The sequence below is a fragment of the Rhodococcus sp. H36-A4 genome, assembly GCF_027158005.1.
GTDB lineage: Bacteria > Actinomycetota > Actinomycetes > Mycobacteriales > Mycobacteriaceae > Rhodococcoides.
Genome location: NZ_JAPVLQ010000002.1, coordinates 710,384 through 731,527, shown reverse-complemented (window position 1 = coordinate 731,527; position 21,144 = coordinate 710,384). Strand labels below are relative to the sequence as shown.

Here is a 21,144-nt window from a genome sequence, read left to right as displayed (position 1 = left end):
AAGCGGTGGGGAGTCAGGAGCGGACGGAGCGGGCGAACCACCCAGCCCGCGGACGACAAAGCGGGCCGCACCCCTTTCGGAGCACGGCCCGCTGAGCGGAAACTACTGAACCAAAACTACTGACTAGTCGTGTCACTGTCGCCGGTGGCCTTGGCCAGGTCAACGGGCAGTTCGTCAGGAACGCTGATCGGCTTCTTCTCACCGCGGAACGTGAACTTGGCGTCCTCGCCCGAGCCTTCGCCGTCCCAGTTCTCGACGTCGACGAGGATGATCTGGCCGGCTTCGACCTCGCCGAACAGGATCTTCTCCGACAACGCGTCCTCGATCTCGCGCTGAATGGTGCGACGCAGTGGCCGCGCACCCAGTACCGGGTCGAATCCACGCTTGGCCAGCAGGGACTTGGCCTTCTCGGTGACCTCGATCGACATGTCCTTGTTCTTGAGCGCACCTTCGACTCGGTTGAGCATGAGGTCGACCATCTGGACGATCTCGTCCTTGGTGAGCTGGTGGAACACGACGATGTCGTCGATACGGTTGAGGAACTCGGGGCGGAAGTGCTTCTTCAGCTCGTCGTTGACCTTGAGCTTCATCCGCTCGTAGTTCGATCCGGTGCCTTCACCCGAGGAGAAGCCGAGACCGACTGCCTTCGAAATGTCCGCGGTACCGAGGTTCGAGGTGAAGATCAACACGGTGTTCTTGAAGTCGACCGTGCGTCCCTGGCCGTCGGTGAGACGGCCATCTTCGAGCACCTGCAGGAGGGTGTTGTAGATCTCCTGGTGTGCCTTCTCGATCTCGTCGAACAGAACGACGGAGAACGGCTTGCGGCGGACCTTCTCGGTGAGCTGACCGCCCTCTTCGTACCCGACGTAACCGGGAGGAGCACCGAACAACCGCGAAGCGGTGAAGCGATCGTGGAACTCGCCCATGTCGATCTGAATGAGGGCGTCGTCCTCGCCGAACAGGAAGTTCGCGAGTGCCTTCGACAGCTCGGTCTTACCGACACCGGACGGGCCGGCGAAGATGAACGAGCCCGACGGGCGCTTCGGATCTTTCAGGCCCGCACGGGTACGACGGATTGCCTTCGAGACGGCCTTGACTGCCTCGACCTGGCCGATGATCCGCTTGTGCAGTTCATCTTCCATGCGGAGCAGACGAGTGGTCTCTTCCTCGGTGAGCTTGAACACGGGGATACCGGTCCAGTTTCCGAGGACCTCGGCGATCTCGTTGTCGTCGACCTCGGCGACCACGTCGAGGTCACCGCTCCGCCACTGCTTCTCACGCTCGGCGCGCTGGGAGACGAGCTGCTTCTCCTTGTCGCGCAGATTCGCGGCCTTCTCGAAGTCCTGCGCGTCGATCGCGGACTCCTTCTCCCGACGTGCGTCGGCGATCTTGTCGTCGAACTCACGCAGATCTGGTGGCGCGGTCATCCGACGAATACGCATCCGTGCGCCGGCCTCATCGATGAGGTCGATCGCCTTGTCCGGCAGGAACCGGTCGTTGATGTAGCGATCGGCCAATGTGGCAGCTGCGACGAGTGCGCCGTCGGTGATCGAAACGCGGTGGTGAGCCTCGTACCGATCACGAAGACCCTTCAGGATCTCGATGGTGTGCTCGACGTTCGGCTCGCCGACCTGGACCGGCTGAAAACGACGCTCGAGAGCGGCATCCTTCTCGATGTACTTTCGGTACTCGTCGAGAGTGGTGGCACCGATGGTCTGCAGCTCACCGCGAGCGAGCTTCGGCTTGAGGATCGAAGCCGCGTCGATAGCACCCTCGGCCGCACCGGCACCCACCAAAGTGTGCAGTTCGTCGATGAACAGGATGATGTCGCCGCGGGTGTTGATCTCCTTGAGGACCTTCTTGAGGCGCTCTTCGAAGTCACCGCGGTACCGGCTACCGGCAACCAACGACCCGAGGTCGAGGGAGTAGAGCTGCTTGTCCTTGAGAGTCTCGGGGACCTCGCCGTTGACGATCGCCTGCGCCAGGCCCTCGACGACTGCAGTCTTACCGACACCGGGCTCACCGATGAGCACGGGGTTGTTTTTTGTGCGGCGCGAGAGCACCTGCATGACGCGCTCGATTTCTTTCGCGCGACCGATGACCGGATCGAGCTTGCCTTCGAGTGCAGCCTGAGTCAGGTTGCGTCCGAACTGGTCGAGAACCAGCGACGTCGACGGCGTACCTGCATCGCCGCGTCCGCTCCCGCTCTCGGACGGCTCCTTGCCTTGGTAACCGGAGAGCAGCTGGATAACCTGCTGACGCACCCGGTTGAGGTCGGCTCCGAGCTTGACCAGTACCTGAGCCGCGACGCCTTCGCCTTCGCGAATCAGACCCAGCAGGATGTGCTCGGTGCCGATGTAGTTGTGGCCGAGCTGCAGTGCTTCACGCAGACTGAGCTCGAGTACTTTCTTGGCGCGCGGGGTGAACGGGATATGACCGGACGGAGCCTGCTGGCCCTGACCGATGATCTCCTCGACCTGGCTGCGGACTCCTTCGAGGGAGATACCCAGCGACTCCAGAGACTTCGCTGCGACGCCCTCACCCTCGTGGATGAGACCGAGCAGGATGTGTTCCGTGCCGATGTAGTTGTGGTTGAGCATCCGGGCTTCTTCTTGAGCCAGGACGACAACACGCCGCGCGCGATCGGTGAACCTCTCGAACATCGCTCTCCCTCACTTCTCGGTGGGTGGTAGCACTCCGCCCACCAGGTCTTCTAGCACCACGGTATTTGGTAAATCGGGTTCGCCGGCATTTGAAGGTAAGTCTCACGCAGATGCCGAAAGGTATCCACGCCTCCAGCCTTACTCTAGTTGGCCGAAGGTTCACTTGCCGACCCTCGACCCCCTCTATAGATCATCTCTGATCTGTAGTGACGGACCTATGTGCCTGCTTACTGTTCATAACGCGCCGTCGGGGCAATTCGTTTCCCCTCGGGTGTCCGCTGTTGGCGAACAATAAACTTTGCTGGCAAGTCAGCCCTGAGACGGCTTCACGATCGGAAACAGAATCGTCTCTCGGATACCTAGTCCTGTCAGCGCCATGAGGAGCCTGTCGATTCCCATGCCCGTGCCCGTGGTCGGAGGCATGCCCTGCTCCATCGCGGCCAGGAAGTCCTCGTCGAGAACCATAGCCTCGTCGTCGCCGGCCGCGGCCTGACGTGCTTGATCTTCGAAACGCTCCCGCTGGATGACCGGGTCGACCAGTTCGGAATAGCCCGTCGCCAATTCGAACCCGCGAATGTAGAGATCCCACTTCTCGGTAACGCCCGGCTTGCTGCGGTGCTGACGAGTCAGCGGAGACGTCTCGACGGGGAAGTCACGAACGAAGGTCGGCGCGAACAAATCGTTACCGATCTGGTTTTCCCACAGCTCTTCGACGAGCTTGCCGTGACCGTAGATCGGCTTGCCGTCCTTGAGCGGCACGTCGACCCCGATCTTCTCCGCCAGGGCCAAAAGTTCCTCGACCGTGGTATCGGGCGTCACGACGATTCCGAGCGCATCCGACAAGGACGGGTACATCTCGAGCGTCGTCCACTCCCCGCTCATGTCGTAGGTCGTGCCGTCGGGCAGCAGGATCACCTGAGTGCCGAGCGCAGCCTCGGCAACCTCTTGGATGAGCTCACGAGTCATCTTCGCCGAGTCGTCGTAGGTTCCGTACGCCTCGTAGGTTTCGAGCATCGCGAATTCGGGAGAGTGCGAGGAGTCGGCGCCTTCGTTGCGGAAGTTGCGGTTGATCTCGAAAACCTTCTCGATGCCGCCCACGACGCAACGCTTGAGAAACAGTTCGGGTGCGATACGAAGAAACAGGTCCGTATCGAGTGCATTGGAATGGGTGACGAAGGGGCGAGCGGCAGCTCCGCCATGCAAGGTCTGCAGCATCGGCGTCTCGACTTCGAGAAAGCCCCTTCGCTCCAGTGCGTTGCGTAGTTCACGTACGACGGCGATGCGCTTGCGGGCGACCGCGCGCGCTTCCGGGCGCGTGATCAGATCCAAGTATCGCTGCCGGATACGCGTCTCTTCGTTCAGTTCCTTGTGTGCCACCGGGAGCGGCCGGAGAGCCTTCGACGCGATCTCCCACGAATCGGCCATCACGCTGAGCTCGCCGCGACGGGAGCTGATGACCTCGCCGTGTACGAAGACGAAGTCACCGAGATCGACGTCCGACTTCCACGCCGCCAGGGCATCCTCACCGACACCCGCGAGGCTGATCATTGCCTGGAGTTGAGTTCCGTCGCCTTCCTGGAGCGTGGCGAAACATAACTTGCCGGTATTACGGACGAAAATTACGCGACCGGCAAGTCCGACGAGCACGCCAGTCTTCGCATCCGCTTCGAGGTTGGAGTACCGGTCACGAATCTCGAGCAACCTGTGCGTCCGCGCTACGGACACGGGGTACGCCTCACGTCCCTGTTCGAGCAACCGGTCCCGCTTGGCGCGACGGATCCGAATCTGTTCCGGAGTGTCGTCGGCGGTGGAGGAAGCTGAATCAGTCACAGGCGCACACTTTATCTGTCGAACCCCACAACAGGAGAATCAGTGCGCACTGACGGCCTTTGCTTCACGGACGGTGTGCTTGGCCTTGGTCAGCACGCCGAGCAGCCCGGCCGACTTCAGTGCCTGATACCCGCCGACGAGGTCGGTGGCCTTCGTAAGCCCCAGATCCTGCAACGAGGCCGCAGCGAGGCTGGAGGTGTAACCCTCGGAGCAGATGACGATCCACTCGACATCGTGATCGACTGCGACAGCGAGCCGGGCGTCACTCGTCGGATCCAGGCGCCACTCCAGCACGTTGCGCTCGATGGCAAGCGCGCCGGGCAACGTGCCCTCGACGGCACGTTGCGCTTGAGGCCGAATGTCGACGACGACGGCACCACGCGCAATCGCGTCGCGAAGCTCGAAGACGGTGGTGCGCTCGATGCGGCTGCGCGCCTGATCCAACATTTCGACGATCGTCATTTCGATGCACCTTCGGGTTCGTCGGTCAGCTCGGTACGGGTTCGCCGGAGCGAGGAGTGCTCGGTCACTTCGTAGTAGGACATTGCTGTCAGCGGTGGCGAGTAAGCGTGAACGCTGAGCGTCGGACCGGGCGCGGTGGTGTCCGGTGCATGTATGACGTCGTGCACCCACCCGAGCGGGAACGATGCTTGATCCCCGGCATCGAGGTGCCGGCTCTTCAGTTCATTTCCAGCCCAACGAGATTCGATGAGGGAGCCACTGAGGACGGTCAAAGCGCCGATCGAACCCGCGTGATCATGAAGCTCGGTGGACTTGTCCGGTACCCAGCTGATGAGCCAGACGTCCAGGTCGTCGTCGGCGTGCAAACGGGCTGACCAGCGTTCTTCGGTCGGCCAGAGACCGCTCTCGGGCAGGATGTCGTCGAATCGGCCGTCGAGAACGTCCGAGGCGCCCTGGTCGGTGATGCGCAGTAGGTCATGTGGTCTGAGCCGAGTAGGTAGCGATAGCTGAGGTGCGGAACGGGCGCGGTGGGAAGCAGAGCGCACCGGTGAAGAAATAAAGACAGGTGTGGAAAGCACGGGAGGTACTCCAGAGTCGATGTTCGAACGAGGCAGCGATCAGCCTCGACAACACTCCTGGGGTCCCATGCACGTCATCACGAGAAAGATTGTTACACACGCCGCCTGCAAGCGCTAGCGCACGCGTCGTTTCGCAAGATTGCGCTCGTAGACCAAGCGCAGGCCCTCTAGCGTCAGGTCTGGCTCGTGGTGCTCGATCGCGCTGCTCTCCCCCATGATGAGCGGGGCACTGGCGCCGGTACCGATCACTGCCACGTCCGTCCCGGAGAAGTCGGCGAGTTCGCGACGGATGCGACCGATCAATCCGTCGACCAACCCGGCGAATCCGAACACGGCACCGGACTGCATGCATTCGACGGTATTCTTTCCGACCACCGAGCGGGGTCGCATCAACTCGATCTCCCGCAATGCTGCTGATCTGGAAGACATTGCAGCGGTGGAGATTTCCAAACCAGGCGCAATAGCCCCGCCGAGGAATTCGCCTTTGGCGGAGACGACGTCGACACAGGTCGTGGTGCCGAAGTCGACGACGATGCAGGCGCTCCCGTACAAATCGTGCGCCGCAAGGGTGTTGACGATCCGATCGGCGCCGACCTCCTTGGGGTTATCGACCAACAGCGGAACACCCGTTCGCACACCAGGTTCGACGACCACGTGCGGAATGTGCTCCCAGTAGCGGGTCAACATCGTCCGCATTTCTCGCAGCACCGAAGGCACGGTCGACAGGGCGCTCACACCGGTGATCTGATCGACGTCGTCGCCGAGAAGGCCGCGGAGCATCAATGCCAGCTCGTCCGCCGTTATTCGCGAATCCGTTCGCATCCGCCAATCACGCAACAACTTTGCGTGATCACCACTGCCACTGAAGAGGCCGAGTGTCATCGATGTGTTGCGAATGTCGATCGCAAGCAGCATTTTTACACCAGTACGGAATCGGCACGGAGCGTGCGAGGTGTGATCAGGCCCGAACCCTCGGGTGCATATGCAGGGTCACTACCGAGTTCGACGGGATTGTTCTTCTCGTCGACGAACACCACGCGGGGTGCGTAGTCCTTGCATTCCTGCTCGTTCATCACGCCGTAGGCAATGAGAATGACCAGATCACCAGGATCGACCAGATGTGCTGCGGCACCGTTGATACCGATCACCCCACTGCCACGCTCGCCGGTGATGACATAGGTTTCCAACCGTGCGCCGTTGTCGATGTCGACGATGGTCACCTGCTCACCTTCGAGCAGATCGGCCGCCTCCATCAGGTCCTGGTCCACGGTCACCGAACCTACGTAGTGCAGGTCCGCGTGGGTTACGGTCGCGCGATGAATCTTGGACTTCATCATTGTGCGAAACATGTTTTATCCCTTCAATTCTTCGGGTCGTCGGGGTATTCCAGAAAGCCGGTCCCGACAGCGACACCGACGTTGTCGATGAGTCGGGTGGTGCCCAGCGTGGCGGCCACGAGAAGTCGACCGTCACCACGCTCGGGAGCAGGTCCGAGATCGACACCTCGAAGTTCGAGATAGTCGACCTTCACCTCTGGTACCGCCGAGAGCACTTCGCCCGCAGTAGCCAGAATCACTTCGGCTCCGCCCGCTGCGGCGTGAGCCCCGGCTACCAGCGCCGCCGACAATGCCATGGCTGCCGAACGCTGGGCGTCGTCGAGATAGCGATTGCGAGAAGACAATGCGAGCCCGTCCTGCTCGCGCACGGTGGGGACACCGAAGATCTTCACGTCGAAGTTCAGATCTCGCACCAGCTGTCGGATCAATGTCAGCTGCTGGTAATCCTTCTCACCGAAGAACGCTGCATGCGGGGAGGTGATCTGCAACAGCTTGGTCACCACGGTGAGCATCCCGGCGAAATGCGTCGGCCGGCTTGCACCCTCCATCTCGCTGCCGAGTGGACCGGGGAGCACGGTCGTGCGTGGTCCGGCCGGGTACATATCCGACGCCGAAGGCGCGAAGACGATCTCGACGCCCTCGCTTGCCAGCAACTCCACGTCCGCGTCGAGAGTGCGTGGATAGGCCTCGAGGTCTTCCCCGTCGCCGAACTGCAGGGGATTGACGAAGATCGACACGAACACCACTGCGCCGGTGCGTTTGGCCTGCCGAACCAGATGGATGTGCCCGGCGTGCAGCGCGCCCATGGTCGGTACCAGCGCTATCTGCCTGCCGACACCGCGCAGTGCCTTCGACACCGCGGAGACGACAGTCGGATCGTGATGAACTGTCAACTCCCCCGCCTTGTGGCTACCTGCCAGGGTCATAACTCGCCTTCCAGAATCTCGATGAGTTCGGGCTTCGATCCCATGCGTTGTGCGGATCTGAGCGAGAGCGCGCGGTATCCCGCTGCAATCGCGGGATCGACGTCGCTGAGCACGTCCAGATGCTTCTGAACTGCGGCAACGTCGCCTCGCGCCACAGGCCCGGTAAGTGCGCTCTGCCCGTGCCGCAATGCGTTGTCCAACGCTGCTCGCACGAGCGGACCGAGAACACGCTGCGCTGCTTCGGGTTCGGAATCGATTCCGGGAAAACCTGGGCCGTCGAGTGCGACTCGCAACGCGTCGACGGCATCGGCTACGAGAGTGACGAGGTGGTTGGACCCGTGAGCCAACGCTGCGTGATAGAGCGCGCGATTCTCTTCGGCGACATGAACCGGTTCACCGCCGAGTTCCAGAACCAATGCTTGCGCGACGGCATAGCCGATCTCGTCGGCTGCCGTAATCCCGAAGCATGCAGCGGCCAGCCGATCGGTGTCCTCGGGACCGCCGGTGAACGTCATGGCCGGGTGAATCGCCAACGGGATCGCACCTTGCGCGGCCAATGGGGCGAGGATGCCGATGCCATTCGCGCCGGAGGTGTGCACGACGAGCTTTCCCCGGGCAACGACACCGGTTGCCGCCAACCCAGCAGCGATGGATGCCAACTCGTTGTCCGGAACGGCGAGGATCAGCAACTCGGCACGCCTGGCAACCTCGTCGACAGGCAGGATCTGCGAATCCGGCAGGCGAGTGTGTACGCGCTCCTTGGATTCTTCCGATACTGCAGCACAACCGAACACAACATGCCCGACGCGCTCCAGAGCCTCGCCGAGGGCGGTACCAACCCGTCCTGCGGAGACGATACCTACGGTCAAACGTGCAGGTGCCGGGTCGGCAGACATTGGGGGTATTCCGCGGGCACCACTCCTGAACTCAGGTGAGGTCACCGAAACTTCCTCTCGTTCGTTCCAGTCCCGCGCGGCGGGTACCAGACGTCCTGCACGAAGGATAGCGGCAACGGGATCCTCGGGCCACGGCCTGAGCAGTGATCTATTTCACCCTTCGGTACCTCGTCCAGCGTTCGGACGAGATGTCAGCAGGTCAGTCGGCGCGGCGTCGATGACGACGTGCACTCGGCTCGGTGTCGCTGGATTTCATTCCTGCCATGATCTCGGCCACCGAACGGCCATTGGAGTGTGCACCCGCGCCATCACCATCCGGCTCGGCTCGACGCCGTCGCCTCGGAGGGTCGGGAGCGGGCTCCGAAATGTCGTGACTTTCCACGTCCTCGGTGTTCGAGTCGGGTGCAGGTGCCACAGCTCCCTCGGGAACCGGTGCAGGTTGTTCCGTCGACTCCGCAACAACCTCAGGCTCGGACACCCGGCTCGCGTACGGCTGCGGGCTCGAAGAAGGCTGGCCCGAATATGGTTGCGAACTCGCGCCCGACCGCTGGGCTGCCGCGAGCGGTTCTTCGGCTTCGACGGCCGTCGACCGATCGGACGAATAGCCGACGGGCTCACTCACCAGCGGTGGTGTCGGAGCCGGGGCCTGCGGCGGTGTGGGTACGCGTCGACCGCTGGCCGGGGATTGTGATTCTGCGCGACGGGCCGGCTCGCTCGGCACATAACCCCCGCTGGGCACAGAACCCGCGCCGGGCATGTCCTCGCTACCGATGGGGACGTCGGGATAGAGCACCGACGTCTCGGCTGTGACGGGCTCGTCGTACGGCGTTCCAAGTCCGGGCACAGGGGCGTTCGGGCCCTCCGTGCCAGAGGAAGAGGACTGCGAAGATTTGCCGGGAACGAACAAGCCCGAAGGCGCCGGCTGGTAGCTGGCGTAGCTGCGACCGCCGAGCTCCTGCACACGCGTCGCATCGGCCCGCAGCGCCACCCGTTCGGTGGGCAGATTGCCGTCGAACAATAGTTGCAGGTTGTTGCGTAGGTGAGCCAGTTCTGCTCGAAGTGCCGCGATCTCGCTGGTCTCGACAGCTACCTCGCTCCGTACGCGAGATTCCACGCCGAGTTCGTACTCCCGCCGTGCCGAGATCTCACGGGCGAGCTGCAGCTCGTACACAGTCTGAAGATCTTTGGCCCTGGTTTGGTCGGCCACTGCTTCGCGGCGGTACTTCGTCATCGCGAACGCACCGATGATCGCGGCCCACAACGCTGAGACCAAGCCCACACGTAGCCACTGAACGTTTTCGCTGAACAACATCAACATGCTGGCGATGATGCCGAATACGACCAGCGCTGCAATGAAAAGCTGGCTCGCACTCCGCCGCTGACGGCGTGACGCTTTCGCGCGAGTCGGTTCGGTCATGACGTCCAGGGTAGCTGGCGAACCGTCGACAAACGGGGAAGCGGGACTATGCTCGTCCGCTTCGGCGGTAACGATCCGGCGCCGGGAACGGTAAATCCCTTCACCGTTCGGGCCTGTCACCGGAGTCGGTCGGGGTCCTGCAGCAACGCTCGAGCCACAGCGCCGCACCCACCAGGGCCACTGCAGCAACGAGTCCGACGATGACACCCGCCCGGTCCGAGGACGCGGCACGCACCGAGGACGCGAGCGGGACGATGTGGAGCAAGAATCCGAACCACACACCGGCAGCTGCTGCGCCTACCAGAGCAGATGCCTTGGCCAGGGCCAACGCTCGGGCCGCGGTGATCGGATGGAGCTGGTTCGGCCCGTCGCCGACCCGCAGTTTCTCGATACGCGATCGGATCACGAAGCCGAGCACCGTCTCGGCGATCGCGACGACGTAGAGCGACGCGCCAGCGAACGCGTGAATCGGTGGTAGCGATCCATAGAACGATCGCACGAGCAGCCACGTTGCGAGAGCCGCGAAGACTGCGAGGCCGAGCAGATCTCTCATTTTCGTGGCCGTCATGGAGCCGCATTCGGTGTGGGCAGTGTCATGTCCGTGCGGTGGACGCCCGCCCGTTCTTCCTCGCTCAGAGATTCGATCCATTCGCACACCGACCGAACCTCCCCGGCCACTTCGAGCGACGCACTCTGATCGACCTCGAGCCATGGCACCAGGACGAATGCTCGCTGGTGTGCTCGAGGATGTGGAAGAAGCAGTTGTGGATCACTACTCGAAATGTCGTCACACGCAATGATGTCGACGTCGAGACTTCGCGGTCCCCAACGCTCGACTCGCACTCGGTCGGCTGCCTTTTCCAGTTCTCGAGCAAGCTCGAGCCAGTCGTACGGGCCCCGCTGTTCGTCGTCCGCTACGACGATCGCATTCACAAAGTCCTGTTGCTCGACGCCTCCCCACGGCACCGACGAGTACACCGACGACACCGCAACGACGCGGTCGCCGAGCGCGGACGTCACCGAACGCAGATGCGCATACGAGTCGCCGACATTGCTGCCGATCGACAGCACCGCGCGCGTCACCGACGACTCCGCGAAGCAACTACCGCCACGTCGTCGAAAGCGAGCGGGATCGGCGCCGACGGTTTGTGCAACACCACCTCGACTGCATCGACGCGCGTGTCCTCCATGACTCCGTCGGCGATTTCGGCTGCGACGGTTTCGATGAGGTCCCGCGATGGACCTGCGATGATCGCCGCTGCCGCTTCCGCAAGCTCGCCGTAGTGCAGTGTGTTCGCCAGATCGTCGGTCGCGGCAGCAGGCCGCAAATCCATCCAGACGGTGATGTCCACGACGAAGTCCTGACCGTCACGTTTCTCGAAATCGAACACTCCGTGGTTGCCACGAATTTTCAACCCGCGCAACTCGATTCGGTCACTCATCTTGTCAGCCCCTGCCATGCTTTCACCACTGCCACCGCGTCCAGTGAGGCCTGGGCGTCGTGGACGCGAACACCCCACGCTCCTCCAGCGACCGCAAGCGCGGATACGACCGCTGTTGCGACTTCACGACCGTCGGGAGGTCTCGGTTCACCGTCGGATTCGAGAAGTGCGCCGAGAAAACGTTTACGCGACGCGCCGATCAGAATCGGCATGCCGAGCTCGACGAACTTCGGTAGCGCTCGCAGCAGTTCCCAGTTGTGCGCGGCGTTCTTCGCGAAACCGAGACCCGGATCGAGAATGATGGCCGCCGGATCCACCCCAGCCGCTACCGCACGGTCGACTTGCTCGAGCAGTTCGCGCCGAACATCGGCGACGACGTCGTCGTAATGCGCGGCTGCGCCACTGTCGTAATGCGCGACTGCGCCACCGGCGTAACGAGCGGCTGCGCCACCGGCGTAATGGGAACCAGCCCCCTTGGGGACGTAATCGGCGGCCGAGCGCCAATGCATGAGAATCCACGGCAGACCGGCATCGGCGACCACCGACGCCATCGCAGGATCTGCGCGGCCACCGGAGACGTCGTTGATGATCGACACCCCTGCTTCGACAGCCGCCGCCGCTACCGATGCCCGCATGGTGTCGACGCTGGTGGCGATGCCACGCGCCGACAGTTCTGCAATGACGGGCACCACTCGGCGCGCCTCGACCGCAGGGTCGATCCGATCGGCACCCGGACGCGTCGATTCACCGCCGACGTCGACGATGTCGACGCCGGTCCGGTGAAGTTTCGTTCCGTGTGCAACTGCTGCGTCCACGTCCAAGTACCGCCCGCCGTCGGAGAACGAGTCGGCAGTCACGTTGAGGACACCCATGACGACGGGTGCGACGGGCAAAGTCATTTGCGTCATTTGCGCAGGATGAGATCCAACGCTTCGGACCGAGAGGCGGCAGAAGATTGGAACAAGCCCCGCACAGCCGATGTCGTCGTACTCGCTCCGGGCTTGCGGATGCCACGCATAGCCATGCACAGGTGCTCTGCCTCGATGACGACGATAGCTCCGCGTGGGCTCAGCTTGCGCATCACCGCGTCGGCAACCTGACTGGTCAGACGCTCCTGAACCTGTGGCCGCTTGGCATAGAGGTCCACCACTCGCGCCAGCTTCGAAAGGCCGGTCACCTTCCCGCTGCTACCCGGGATGTACCCGACATGTGCAACTCCATGAAACGAGACGAGGTGATGCTCGCACGTGGAGAACATGGGAATGTCGCGGACGAGAACCAATTCTTGGTGGCCTTCGTCGAACGTCGTGTTCAGGACATCGTCCGGGTCGGTGTAGAGGCCTCCGAAGATCTCCTTGTATGCGCGTGCAACGCGGGCGGGAGTCTCGAGCAGTCCCGGTCGATCCGGGTCTTCTCCGACTGCAATGAGCAGTTCGCGCACTGCAGCCTCCGCGCGCGGTTGATCGAACGCGTTTCCGGTCGCCACTGCGACGAACTGGTCGCCGGGTATTACTCCGTCTTGGTCGATCTGCCTGACTGACACTGAGCTTTGTACCTCCGGTTGCGGGGCTCCGATGCCCCGAGGTTTGACAGTCAGCCTATCCGGCGGCGCCTCGGGCCTACCGAGCTAGTGCTGTCCGTTCGGACCTTCCCAGCGTTGCGTGCGGGGGCCATCGTTCTGGTCGCCGTCCGGATTCGGGGTCTCCCAGGGTGGATTCGACTCCTCGTTCCCACTGCCGCGAACGGCGTCATCCGGCAGGGCTCCGCTCAAAGGATCCCATCGAGGGGCTTCCTGCCCCTGGGACTCTTGTTCCCGGCTTTCAGGCTGGCGGTTGTCAGGCTGGGGGTACTCGGGGGGCTGATATTGCGGGGGCTGGTAGGAGGGGTCGGTGTAGCGATTGCCCTCCGAATAGCCCGTTGGGGGTCCGCCCTGAACGGGACCGAGCGGATCGCGTGGAGGCCAGCCGGGCGCGGACCATCCAGCCGGGGCGCCGTAGTCGGGACGCGAGCTCTTCGGTGGCTCCGGCTTGCGATACGAGCCACCGTTGTAGGGCGCGCCGTCATTGTGTGCTCCGGTGGAAGGTGCACCACCGTTGTATGCGCCCCCGTTGTATGCGCCCCCGTTGTAAGGACCGCCGTTGTACGGGCTGCTGTTCTGGGCGCCACCGTTGTAAGGGCCGCCACCGTTGTACGGACTACCGCCGTTGTACGGACTACCGCCGTTGTACGGGCCACCACCGTTGTTGCCGGCTGGGTTGTTGCCCACTGTGGGCGCACCGTTGGCGTAACCACCGCTGGAGTTGCCCGGACCACCCTTGGAAAGCTGGGGCGAACCTGCGTACGTCGGCTGCGGGAACTGTTGTGGTGGAACAACCTTCGGGGCGATGGGCTCTGGGGGCCAGGGCTCCCCGCGCTCGGCAGCGAGTTCACGTGGTGTTTTCACTGGTGGCTTGTCGGATGGGATCCGTGCGCCGAAATCGTTGAACGCGGTGATTCGAGGGCGTTTGCTGACACTCGTGAAGATCTTTTCGAGATCCTTGCGGGTGAGGGTCTCGCGCTCGAGCAGTTCGGTGGCGAGGATGTCCAGGATGTCGCGGTACTCGTTGAGGATCGCCCAGGCCTCGGTGTGCGCGGCTTCGATCAGATTGCGCACCTCCTCGTCGATCTCCCGTGCGACCTCGTGCGAGAAGTCGGACTGCATACCCATCGAGCGACCGAGGAACGGATCGCCCTGCTCCTGCCCGTAACGGACTGCGCCTAGCTTGCTGCTCATGCCGTATTCGGTGACCATTGCCCGCGCGATCTTGGTGGCCTGGTCGATATCAGAGGAAGCACCGGTGGTCGGCTCGTGGAAGACGAGTTCTTCGGCTGCACGACCACCCATTGCCATGACCAGACGAGCGATCATCTCGGAGCGCGTCATCAGGCCCTTGTCGTCCTCGGGCACCGTCATCGCGTGGCCACCGGTTCTACCGCGAGCGAGAATCGTCACTTTGTACACGGGCTCGATATCGGGCATCGCCCACGCCGCCAGCGTGTGCCCGCCCTCGTGGTAGGCAGTGATCTTCTTCTCGTGCTCACTGATGATCCGACTCTTACGACGGGGGCCACCGACGACGCGATCCACCGATTCCTCGAGAGCTGCTTCGGTGATGACGGTGCCGTTCTCGCGTGCCGTCAGCAGAGCTGCTTCGTTGATGACGTTCGCGAGATCTGCACCGGACATGCCGACCGTGCGTTTCGCGAGGCCTTCGAGATCGGCGTCGTGGGCCACCGGCTTGCCCGCCGAGTGGACGGCCAGGATCGCGCGTCGACCAGCGAGGTCGGGAACCCCGACGGGGATCTGTCGGTCGAATCGACCGGGACGTAGAAGAGCTGGATCGAGGATGTCGGGGCGGTTGGTGGCGGCGATGAGGATGACGCCGGTGCGCTCACCGAAGCCGTCCATTTCGACCAGAAGTTGATTGAGGGTCTGCTCGCGCTCGTCATGGCCGCCGCCCATGCCCGCACCACGCTGGCGTCCGACGGCGTCGATCTCGTCCACGAAAATGATGCAGGGACTGTTCTGCTTGGCTTGTTCGAACAGGTCGCGCACACGAGAGGCACCTACGCCGACGAACATTTCGACGAAGTCCGAGCCGGAGATGGTGAAGAACGGCACTCCGGCTTCACCGGCGACTGCTCGCGCAAGGAGCGTCTTGCCTGTTCCGGGAGGGCCGTACAGCAGCACGCCACGCGGAATCTTCGCACCGAGGGCCTGGTAACGAGCCGGATTCTGGAGGAAGTCCTTGATCTCGTACAGCTCTTCGACGGCCTCGTCGGCACCGGCGACGTCCTGGAACGTCGTCTTGGGCATGTCCTTGGTGAGCTGCTTGGCTTTCGACTTGCCGAAGCCCATCACGCCACCACGACCGCCGCCCTGCATACGGCTCATGAAGAACACGAAGATGCCGAGCAGAATGATCATCGGAAGAAGGAAGAGCAGCAGTGAACTGAACCAGCTGTCCTGGGACACCACGGTGTTGTAGCTCTTCAGCCCGTCCTGGCCGACCTTGTCGAAGATCTGCTCCGACGCAGAGGTCGGGTACTTGGCGAGGATCTTCGTCTCGCCGTCGGTTGCGTCGCTGCCGGACTTGAGGTCGAGGCGTATCTGCTGCTCACGATCATCGATCTGAGCTGTGTCGACGTTCTTGGAATCGAGCTGTGCTATCGCCACTGACGTGTCGACAGTCTTCCACCCGCGTGTGTCGTTTCCGAAGTAGCTGAAGGCAGCGATCACCATCAGGACGCCGAAAACGATGGCCAGGTTCCGTATAACTGTCTTCCGATTCATACAGCTTCAGCCGAGACGGCCTCGTCCTTTCCAGTCTTCTCCAGTACGCAGACTCCGGCCGCGCACCGGATGATCCAGGTTACCGCGAACGGCAACCGACTGCCCCAGGTGCATCACGTGCACAAACGGGCCGGCAACACTGCTGCGTTGCACAACGCATCTCCCCCTTCAACGTCTCCCCTGCCCCACAGGTTCCCCACCACAGTCTTCTTGTCCGACCTACTGCTTTCGGCAGAGGACAGCGACGCTGGAGGGTCTATTCTGTCAAAGTGCAGCCAGGCTCGGACAGAGTCACCGTAAATTCGGAGGGTGTCACAACCCATCCGGACGGCATGGCAGTGCCGGATCACGCCGATGCAGCAGCTGAGCTGCTGAGATCCGCCTGGCGGACGAGTACCTCGACGGCTGATCCCTGGGTGCCCGACCTTGCCGAATTCCTGCCTGATTCGACGACTCTGCGGCATCGGTGGCTCGCGGCACTCATTTCGGTCGACCTCCAGGAGCGCTGGTTGCGTGCACGCTTACCGAAGCGACTGCGGGAGTACTGCGCGGAGTTCGACCTCGCCGAGGCTCAGCTCCCGGCCGGATTGATCTACGACGAATTCTGTGTGCGACGTCAGAGCGGGGACTCGGTATCACCGTCCCACTACGTCGCGGAGTATCCGGTGCAGGCAGCAGCGTTGGCCGAGTTGCTCAACGTCGTACCAGGTGAAACCACCGAGCTTTCCCCGACCGAGCCGGAGTCGGAGCTCGATGCCACCCAGCTGGAACCCACGGCCGCCGGCACGACGGGAACCGCCTCCGCCGGACTGGAATGGACCCGCCCCGGATCCCAGGACGAGCTCGAGGACCTCGACGTCGGCGATCGGTTGGATGATTTCGACTTGTTGATGGGACTCGGCCGGGGCGCTTTCGCACGGGTGTTCCTGTCCAGGCAGCGCTCGATGCAACGAATCGTGGCGGTGAAGATTTCCGAGGACCGCGGCACCGAACCGCAGACTTTGGCGCAGCTCGATCACGACTACATCGTTCGGGTATTCGATCAACGTGTTCTCCGGAACCGCGGGCTGCGGCTGCTGTACATGCAGTACGTGCCTGGAGGCACCCTGCTCAATGTGCTCGGAAGAGTCAGGGCGAATCGAGAAGCCGACCGCTGCGGACGGCTACTTCTCGACAGCGTCGACGCCTCACTCGCCGAAAAGGGCGGCCTTCGACCCACCGACTCGACTGTGCGAGAACAGATTTCGAATCTGTCATGGCCGGAGACGGTGGCGTGGATCGGACGCCGACTGGCGGATGCATTGGACTACGCGGGCGAACGCGGTGTGTTGCATCGCGATATCAAGCCGGCGAATGTGTTGTTGACTGCCGAGGGCGTCCCCAAATTGGCCGACTTCAACATCAGCTTCAGCGGCGCCGTGGCAGGAGACAGCCCGGTCGCTTATTTCGGCGGGTCACTGAGCTATATGTCGCCGGAACAATTGGAGGCCTGCCATCCCGGTCGGCCGGGGCGCGCCGAAGATCTCGACACGCGCAGCGATCTGTACTCGCTCGCGGTGGTGCTGTGGGAACTACTGACCGGCCACAAGCCGTTCCCCGACCCCGACGATTCCGCTGCCGGTGACCGTACGGCCATCGACGGCTTGCTCGGTGCACGCCGGGGGGGAGTCGGCGCACAGGCACTGTCCGAACTGCCGGAAGACTGTCCGGCGACGCTGCGACGCATTCTCGTCAAATGCCTCTCGCCCGACAGGGAGGATCGCTGGGCCACCGGCCAGGAAATGGCTCAGCAATTCGACCTGTGCCTCGACGCACGCGCCCGCAACCTGGTCGACCCACCGCCCACCAGCCCGCGCGTGAGAATTCGGCCGTACACGGTCCCCGTCATGACCCTCGCGATCGGCGTTCCCAATGCCGTCGCTGCGGTCTACAACTACCAGCACAACAAGGCACTGATCATCAGCGACCTCGCCCCCGAGGCGCAGGAAAGATTCGGGTTCGTCGCGACGGCCATCAACGGCATGGTCTGGCCCCTGGGACTGGCGTTGATTCTCTGGTTCAGCCGCCGAGTTCTCGCAGTTCCGCGAGCATTGCGGACCGGAAGAATTGTTCCGGAAGAACGATTGGCGCAAGCAAGGGCAGACACGCTCATGATTGCGGGCCGAGTGGTCGCGGTATGCCTCGGACTGTGGGTCGTCGCCGGTATCGCGTTTCCCGTGTCCCTGCAATTCGCCGCCGGTTCGGTGCCGACCGAAGCGTACGTGCACTTCATCGCATCGCTGGTCGTCTGCGGCGCGATGGCAACCGCGTATCCGTTCTTTCTGGTCTCGCTGTTCACCGTTCGATGTCTGTACCCGTCGCTTCTTCCATACGGCCGCGCAGGGAGCGGGGACGCCTCACGACTGCGCACGTTGCAGCGCCGCAGCGTCGGCTTTCTGACCGTCGCCGCATCGATTCCGCTGATCGCCGTAGGTGGCCTGACTTTCGTTCCTACCGCGGACATCCCCAACATCATCGACGTCGTACGGGTTGTCTGCGTGGGCGGAATTTTGGCATTCGTCGCGTCGTACTCGATTTTCCGGTTGATCGAGGGCGATCTGAATGCCTTGCTGCGAGCCGTCTCTCGCAGGTCCCGCTAGCGTTGGCCAAGCCCGGTATCGCACGGTTCGATGCCAGTGACTCGACACCGCCGCGTCCATTGCAGTCGTGTAGACAGAGGTGCCTGAACCGAATTTTTCGGTCAGGCACCTCTGCAGCGTCGGTAGCTAGCCCAGCAGGCTGGCCGGGGGGTTCGAAGCGCTCGCTGTACTCGACGGCGAGCTCCTTCGGCGAGCCGACGTGGACGTGGACGTGATCATCACCGAGGACAAGGTCAGCGCAGGGACTGCTCGCGGGGCAGCCCCAGGATCAGCTCGGCGATCTGATTGCGCAGGACCTCCGAGGTACCCCCGGCGAGGGTGCTGTAGCGCGCGTACAGGAAGCTGCGCTGCAGCTCGTTCAGCGCCTTCGCCTCCAGCGCGCCGGCCTCGCCGGCCACCGCGAGGCTCACGGTCGCCAGGCGCTGTGTATGTTCGCTGCCGACCAGCTTGAGCACCGCACCCTCGGGCCCGGACGCACCGCCGCGCACGGCCTGCTCAGCGATGCGGCGGGTGAGCGCCGCCAGCGCGAGATCCTCCGCGACGAGGTCCGCGATCGACTGGTCCAGCCCGGCGTCGACGCGCACTGCGGCGTACAGCGCGAAAAGGTCGTAGGACAGGTCGAGGCCGAGTCGGTCGCGCCCGATGGTTACGCGCTCGTTGCCCAGGGCCGAGCGCGCCACGCCCCAGCCGCCGTCGACCGCTCCCAGGACATCCTCGTCGGCGACGAAGACGTCGTCGAAGAACACCTCGGCGAACAGTTCGACGCCCCGACTGTCCTGGATCGGCCGGACGGTGAGCCCCGGCGCGGCCATGTCGATCAGCATCATGGAGATGCCCTTGTGCTTGGCCGCGTCCGGGTTGGTCCGAATGGTCGCCATACCATGCGTCGACGTGTGCCCGCCGCTGGTCCAGGTCTTCTGGCCGTTGACGATCCAGCCGCCCTCCGCCCGCTTGGCCTTGGTGGTCACACCCGCGGCGTCCGAGCCCGCGCCGGGCTCGCTGAACAGCTGGCACCACGTGATCTTGCCCAGCAGGCTGGCGTGCACATAGCGGTCGAGCTGCTCCTGCGTGCCATGGTCTACAACCGTGCGCAGCACCCACTCGCCGATGCCGTACTCCGGCCGCTCCTGCCCACGCAGCTCCTCATCGAGCACCAACTGCTCGACGGCGCCGGCGCCCCGGCCCCAGGGCCGAGGCCAGTGCGCGATGGCGTAACCGGAGTCCACGAACAGCTCGCGCCGCTCGGGCCCGGCCGCCGAGCCCAACTGCGCGACGAACTCCCGCGCTTGGGCGCGGTAACCCTCCGCCTCGGGCGGCAGGTCGATGCCGGACTCACGGCGCACGCCCGCGGCGGTCGCGGCGGCGATCTCGCGGCGCGCGGCGACGACGCTGAACATCATGCTCAGCACTCCGGCGCGACGCATGTACAGGTGCGCGTCGTGCTCGCGGGTATAGCCGATGGCACCGTGCACCTGGACGTTCTGTTCGGCGGCACTCACCGCGGCGGGCAGCGCGGTCACGACCGCGGCCGCGGCGGCGAGGCTCCGCTGCTCCGGGGCGCCTGCCAGGATGCCAGCCGCGTCCCAAGCCTGAGCCATGCTCAGCTGCTGATCGACGAGGACGTTCGCCAGGATGTGCTTGATCGCCTGGAAAGACCCGATCGCCCGGCCGAATGCCTGTCGCTGCTTTGCATAGTCCACAGCCATGTTCTGGCACGCGCGTGTCACGCCCGTCGCCTCCGCGGCCGCCAAGACACGGCCGATGGCCTGGGCCAGCTCTGCGGCGCCCGGCAGCTCCATCCGCGGCTGCACGGGGCCGTCCGCACTGATCAACGCGACGCTGCGCGTCGGGTCCATGCTCTCCGCGTCCACGCTGACCAGCTGCACGCGGTCGAAGGCCAGCACGTCCGCGCCGACCGTCAGCAGGATCAGATCGGCCTCCATGCCGCCCAGCACCTGGACCGGGCCCGAGAGTCGGAACGCCCCGTCCGCGTCGCGCGAGGCGAGCCCCTCCGGCACGGTACCAACCGCGCCGACGACGGTGCCCTCGGCGAGCCCCGGCAGCGACAGCTGCTGCTCGGGGGTACCGCTCGCGGCGAGCAGCGCCGAGGCCCAGACTGTCGGTAGGACCGGGCCAGGGGCCAGCACTGCCGCGAGCTCCTCGACGACCACCGCGGCCTCGCCCATACCCATGCCCGCCCCGCCGACGTCCTCAGGGAGGTGGATGCCGAGCCACCCGAGCTCCGCATACTTCGTCCAGTCGCCAGGCAGGCCCACAGTCGGACTCTCCAGCCGGGCACGGGTCTGCCCGAGGGCGTCCGTGCGGCGGTAGTAGTCATTGATTGATTCAGCCAGCGAACGCTGGTCGTCGGTAAGCGCAATAGCCATATTGCGGACATTACTGTAAGGCTGGGGTGAGGTTGGCCACGTCCTAGGCGTAGGCGTAGGCCGGCACCGTCAGTAGGCAAAATCCGCGGCCGGCCGGATGAAAGACCAACATGCTCGTCTGCTCGAGGCCGTCCCACTCGCCGTCGATCCGGCGTCCCGTCCATCACACAACAGCAATATCCGTAATTCTTCCTTCGCGATGTACGCCGACAGTATCTGCGCCCTGGGATCTCG

The 21,144-nt window shown here is 63.7% G+C and carries 17 protein-coding genes; 1 reads left to right on the top strand and 16 read right to left on the bottom strand.

The window, feature by feature from the left end; genetic code table 11:
• Positions 1–116: 116 nt before the first annotated feature.
• The 15 genes from O1W68_RS08360 to ftsH all read right to left on the bottom strand — a co-directional run bounded on the left by O1W68_RS08360 (position 117) and on the right by ftsH (position 15,884).
• Positions 117–2,663, bottom strand: a complete 2,547-nt coding sequence (locus O1W68_RS08360) for an ATP-dependent Clp protease ATP-binding subunit (protein ID WP_269302568.1) — start codon at positions 2,661–2,663, stop codon at positions 117–119.
• A 309-nt stretch (positions 2,664–2,972) separates the two neighbouring features.
• Positions 2,973–4,493: a lysine--tRNA ligase gene (lysS, locus tag O1W68_RS08355; RefSeq protein WP_269302567.1), complete on the bottom strand. Its 1,521-nt coding sequence runs from the start codon at positions 4,491–4,493 to the stop codon at positions 2,973–2,975.
• Positions 4,494–4,532: 39 nt separating this feature from the next.
• Positions 4,533–4,955 carry a rhodanese-like domain-containing protein gene (locus O1W68_RS08350; RefSeq protein ID WP_084345520.1) on the bottom strand — a complete coding sequence of 141 codons (423 nt, stop codon included), beginning with the start codon at positions 4,953–4,955 and terminating at the stop codon, positions 4,533–4,535.
• The gene (locus tag O1W68_RS08345; RefSeq protein WP_269302566.1) at positions 4,952–5,500 is read right to left on the bottom strand and encodes a cysteine dioxygenase; all 549 of its coding nucleotides are present in this window, start codon (positions 5,498–5,500) and stop codon (positions 4,952–4,954) included. The genes O1W68_RS08350 and O1W68_RS08345 overlap by 4 nt, the downstream gene beginning before the upstream one ends.
• Before the next feature lie 147 nt (positions 5,501–5,647).
• Positions 5,648–6,448: a type III pantothenate kinase gene (locus O1W68_RS08340; RefSeq protein WP_269302564.1), complete on the bottom strand. Its 801-nt coding sequence runs from the start codon at positions 6,446–6,448 to the stop codon at positions 5,648–5,650.
• 2 nt (positions 6,449–6,450) lie between these two features.
• On the bottom strand, positions 6,451–6,882 hold the full coding sequence (gene panD / locus O1W68_RS08335) for an aspartate 1-decarboxylase (protein ID WP_269302562.1): 432 nt from the start codon (positions 6,880–6,882) through the stop codon (positions 6,451–6,453).
• Between the two features lie 11 nt (positions 6,883–6,893).
• Positions 6,894–7,796, bottom strand: a complete 903-nt coding sequence (gene panC, locus O1W68_RS08330; RefSeq protein ID WP_269302560.1) for a pantoate--beta-alanine ligase — start codon at positions 7,794–7,796, stop codon at positions 6,894–6,896.
• Positions 7,793–8,692 carry a Rossmann-like and DUF2520 domain-containing protein gene (locus tag O1W68_RS08325; RefSeq protein ID WP_269302558.1) on the bottom strand — a complete coding sequence of 300 codons (900 nt, stop codon included), beginning with the start codon at positions 8,690–8,692 and terminating at the stop codon, positions 7,793–7,795. The genes panC and O1W68_RS08325 overlap by 4 nt, the downstream gene beginning before the upstream one ends.
• 199 nt (positions 8,693–8,891) lie before the next feature.
• Positions 8,892–10,109, bottom strand: a complete 1,218-nt coding sequence (locus tag O1W68_RS08320; RefSeq protein ID WP_269302556.1) for a DUF6779 domain-containing protein — start codon at positions 10,107–10,109, stop codon at positions 8,892–8,894.
• 100 nt (positions 10,110–10,209) lie between these two features.
• Positions 10,210–10,677: a DUF3180 domain-containing protein gene (locus O1W68_RS08315; protein WP_269302554.1), complete on the bottom strand. Its 468-nt coding sequence runs from the start codon at positions 10,675–10,677 to the stop codon at positions 10,210–10,212.
• On the bottom strand, positions 10,674–11,192 hold the full coding sequence (gene folK, locus O1W68_RS08310) for a 2-amino-4-hydroxy-6-hydroxymethyldihydropteridine diphosphokinase (protein ID WP_269302553.1): 519 nt from the start codon (positions 11,190–11,192) through the stop codon (positions 10,674–10,676). Before folK ends, O1W68_RS08315 begins: the two co-directional genes overlap by 4 nt.
• Complete coding sequence (gene folB / locus O1W68_RS08305) at positions 11,189–11,551, bottom strand: dihydroneopterin aldolase (protein ID WP_269302551.1); 363 nt, start codon at positions 11,549–11,551, stop codon at positions 11,189–11,191. The genes folK and folB overlap by 4 nt, the downstream gene beginning before the upstream one ends.
• Positions 11,548–12,459: a dihydropteroate synthase gene (gene folP, locus O1W68_RS08300; RefSeq protein ID WP_269302549.1), complete on the bottom strand. Its 912-nt coding sequence runs from the start codon at positions 12,457–12,459 to the stop codon at positions 11,548–11,550. Before folP ends, folB begins: the two co-directional genes overlap by 4 nt.
• Positions 12,456–13,061 (bottom strand): GTP cyclohydrolase I FolE, encoded by a 606-nt coding sequence (gene folE, locus O1W68_RS08295; RefSeq protein ID WP_442972313.1) that lies wholly within the window; start codon positions 13,059–13,061, stop codon positions 12,456–12,458. Before folE ends, folP begins: the two co-directional genes overlap by 4 nt.
• Positions 13,062–13,178: 117 nt before the next feature.
• A complete protein-coding gene (ftsH, locus tag O1W68_RS08290; protein WP_269302546.1) occupies positions 13,179–15,884 on the bottom strand; it encodes an ATP-dependent zinc metalloprotease FtsH in 2,706 nt (901 codons plus the stop codon).
• A 332-nt stretch (positions 15,885–16,216) separates the two neighbouring features.
• On the opposite strand from ftsH, the gene O1W68_RS08285 reads away from it, so the two are divergent.
• On the top strand, positions 16,217–18,523 hold the full coding sequence (locus O1W68_RS08285; protein ID WP_269302892.1) for a serine/threonine-protein kinase: 2,307 nt from the start codon (positions 16,217–16,219) through the stop codon (positions 18,521–18,523).
• A gap of 233 nt (positions 18,524–18,756) precedes the next feature.
• Here O1W68_RS08285 and O1W68_RS08280 read toward each other — a convergent pair whose 3' ends face one another.
• Entirely contained in the window at positions 18,757–20,910 is a 2,154-nt protein-coding gene (locus tag O1W68_RS08280; RefSeq protein ID WP_269302544.1) for an acyl-CoA dehydrogenase, read from the bottom strand.
• Positions 20,911–21,144 lie beyond the last annotated feature (234 nt).

Excerpts from the sequence above, each read along its gene's own strand:
- O1W68_RS08360 (WP_269302568.1), bottom strand. The coding sequence starts at position 2,663 with ATGTTCGAGAGGTTCACCGATCGCGCGCGGCGTGTTGTCGTCCTGGCT.
- O1W68_RS08350 (WP_084345520.1), bottom strand. The coding sequence starts at position 4,955 with ATGACGATCGTCGAAATGTTGGATCAGGCGCGCAGCCGCATCGAGCGC.
- O1W68_RS08340 (WP_269302564.1), bottom strand. The coding sequence starts at position 6,448 with ATGCTGCTTGCGATCGACATTCGCAACACATCGATGACACTCGGCCTC.
- panD (WP_269302562.1), bottom strand. The coding sequence starts at position 6,882 with ATGTTTCGCACAATGATGAAGTCCAAGATTCATCGCGCGACCGTAACC.
- panC (WP_269302560.1), bottom strand. The coding sequence starts at position 7,796 with ATGACCCTGGCAGGTAGCCACAAGGCGGGGGAGTTGACAGTTCATCAC.
- O1W68_RS08325 (WP_269302558.1), bottom strand. The coding sequence starts at position 8,692 with ATGTCTGCCGACCCGGCACCTGCACGTTTGACCGTAGGTATCGTCTCC.
- O1W68_RS08320 (WP_269302556.1), bottom strand. The coding sequence starts at position 10,109 with ATGACCGAACCGACTCGCGCGAAAGCGTCACGCCGTCAGCGGCGGAGT.
- O1W68_RS08315 (WP_269302554.1), bottom strand. The coding sequence starts at position 10,677 with ATGACGGCCACGAAAATGAGAGATCTGCTCGGCCTCGCAGTCTTCGCG.
- folB (WP_269302551.1), bottom strand. The coding sequence starts at position 11,551 with ATGAGTGACCGAATCGAGTTGCGCGGGTTGAAAATTCGTGGCAACCAC.
- folP (WP_269302549.1), bottom strand. The coding sequence starts at position 12,459 with ATGACGCAAATGACTTTGCCCGTCGCACCCGTCGTCATGGGTGTCCTC.
- ftsH (WP_269302546.1), bottom strand. The coding sequence starts at position 15,884 with ATGAATCGGAAGACAGTTATACGGAACCTGGCCATCGTTTTCGGCGTC.
- O1W68_RS08285 (WP_269302892.1), top strand. The coding sequence starts at position 16,217 with ATGGCAGTGCCGGATCACGCCGATGCAGCAGCTGAGCTGCTGAGATCC.
- O1W68_RS08280 (WP_269302544.1), bottom strand. The coding sequence starts at position 20,910 with ATGGCTATTGCGCTTACCGACGACCAGCGTTCGCTGGCTGAATCAATC.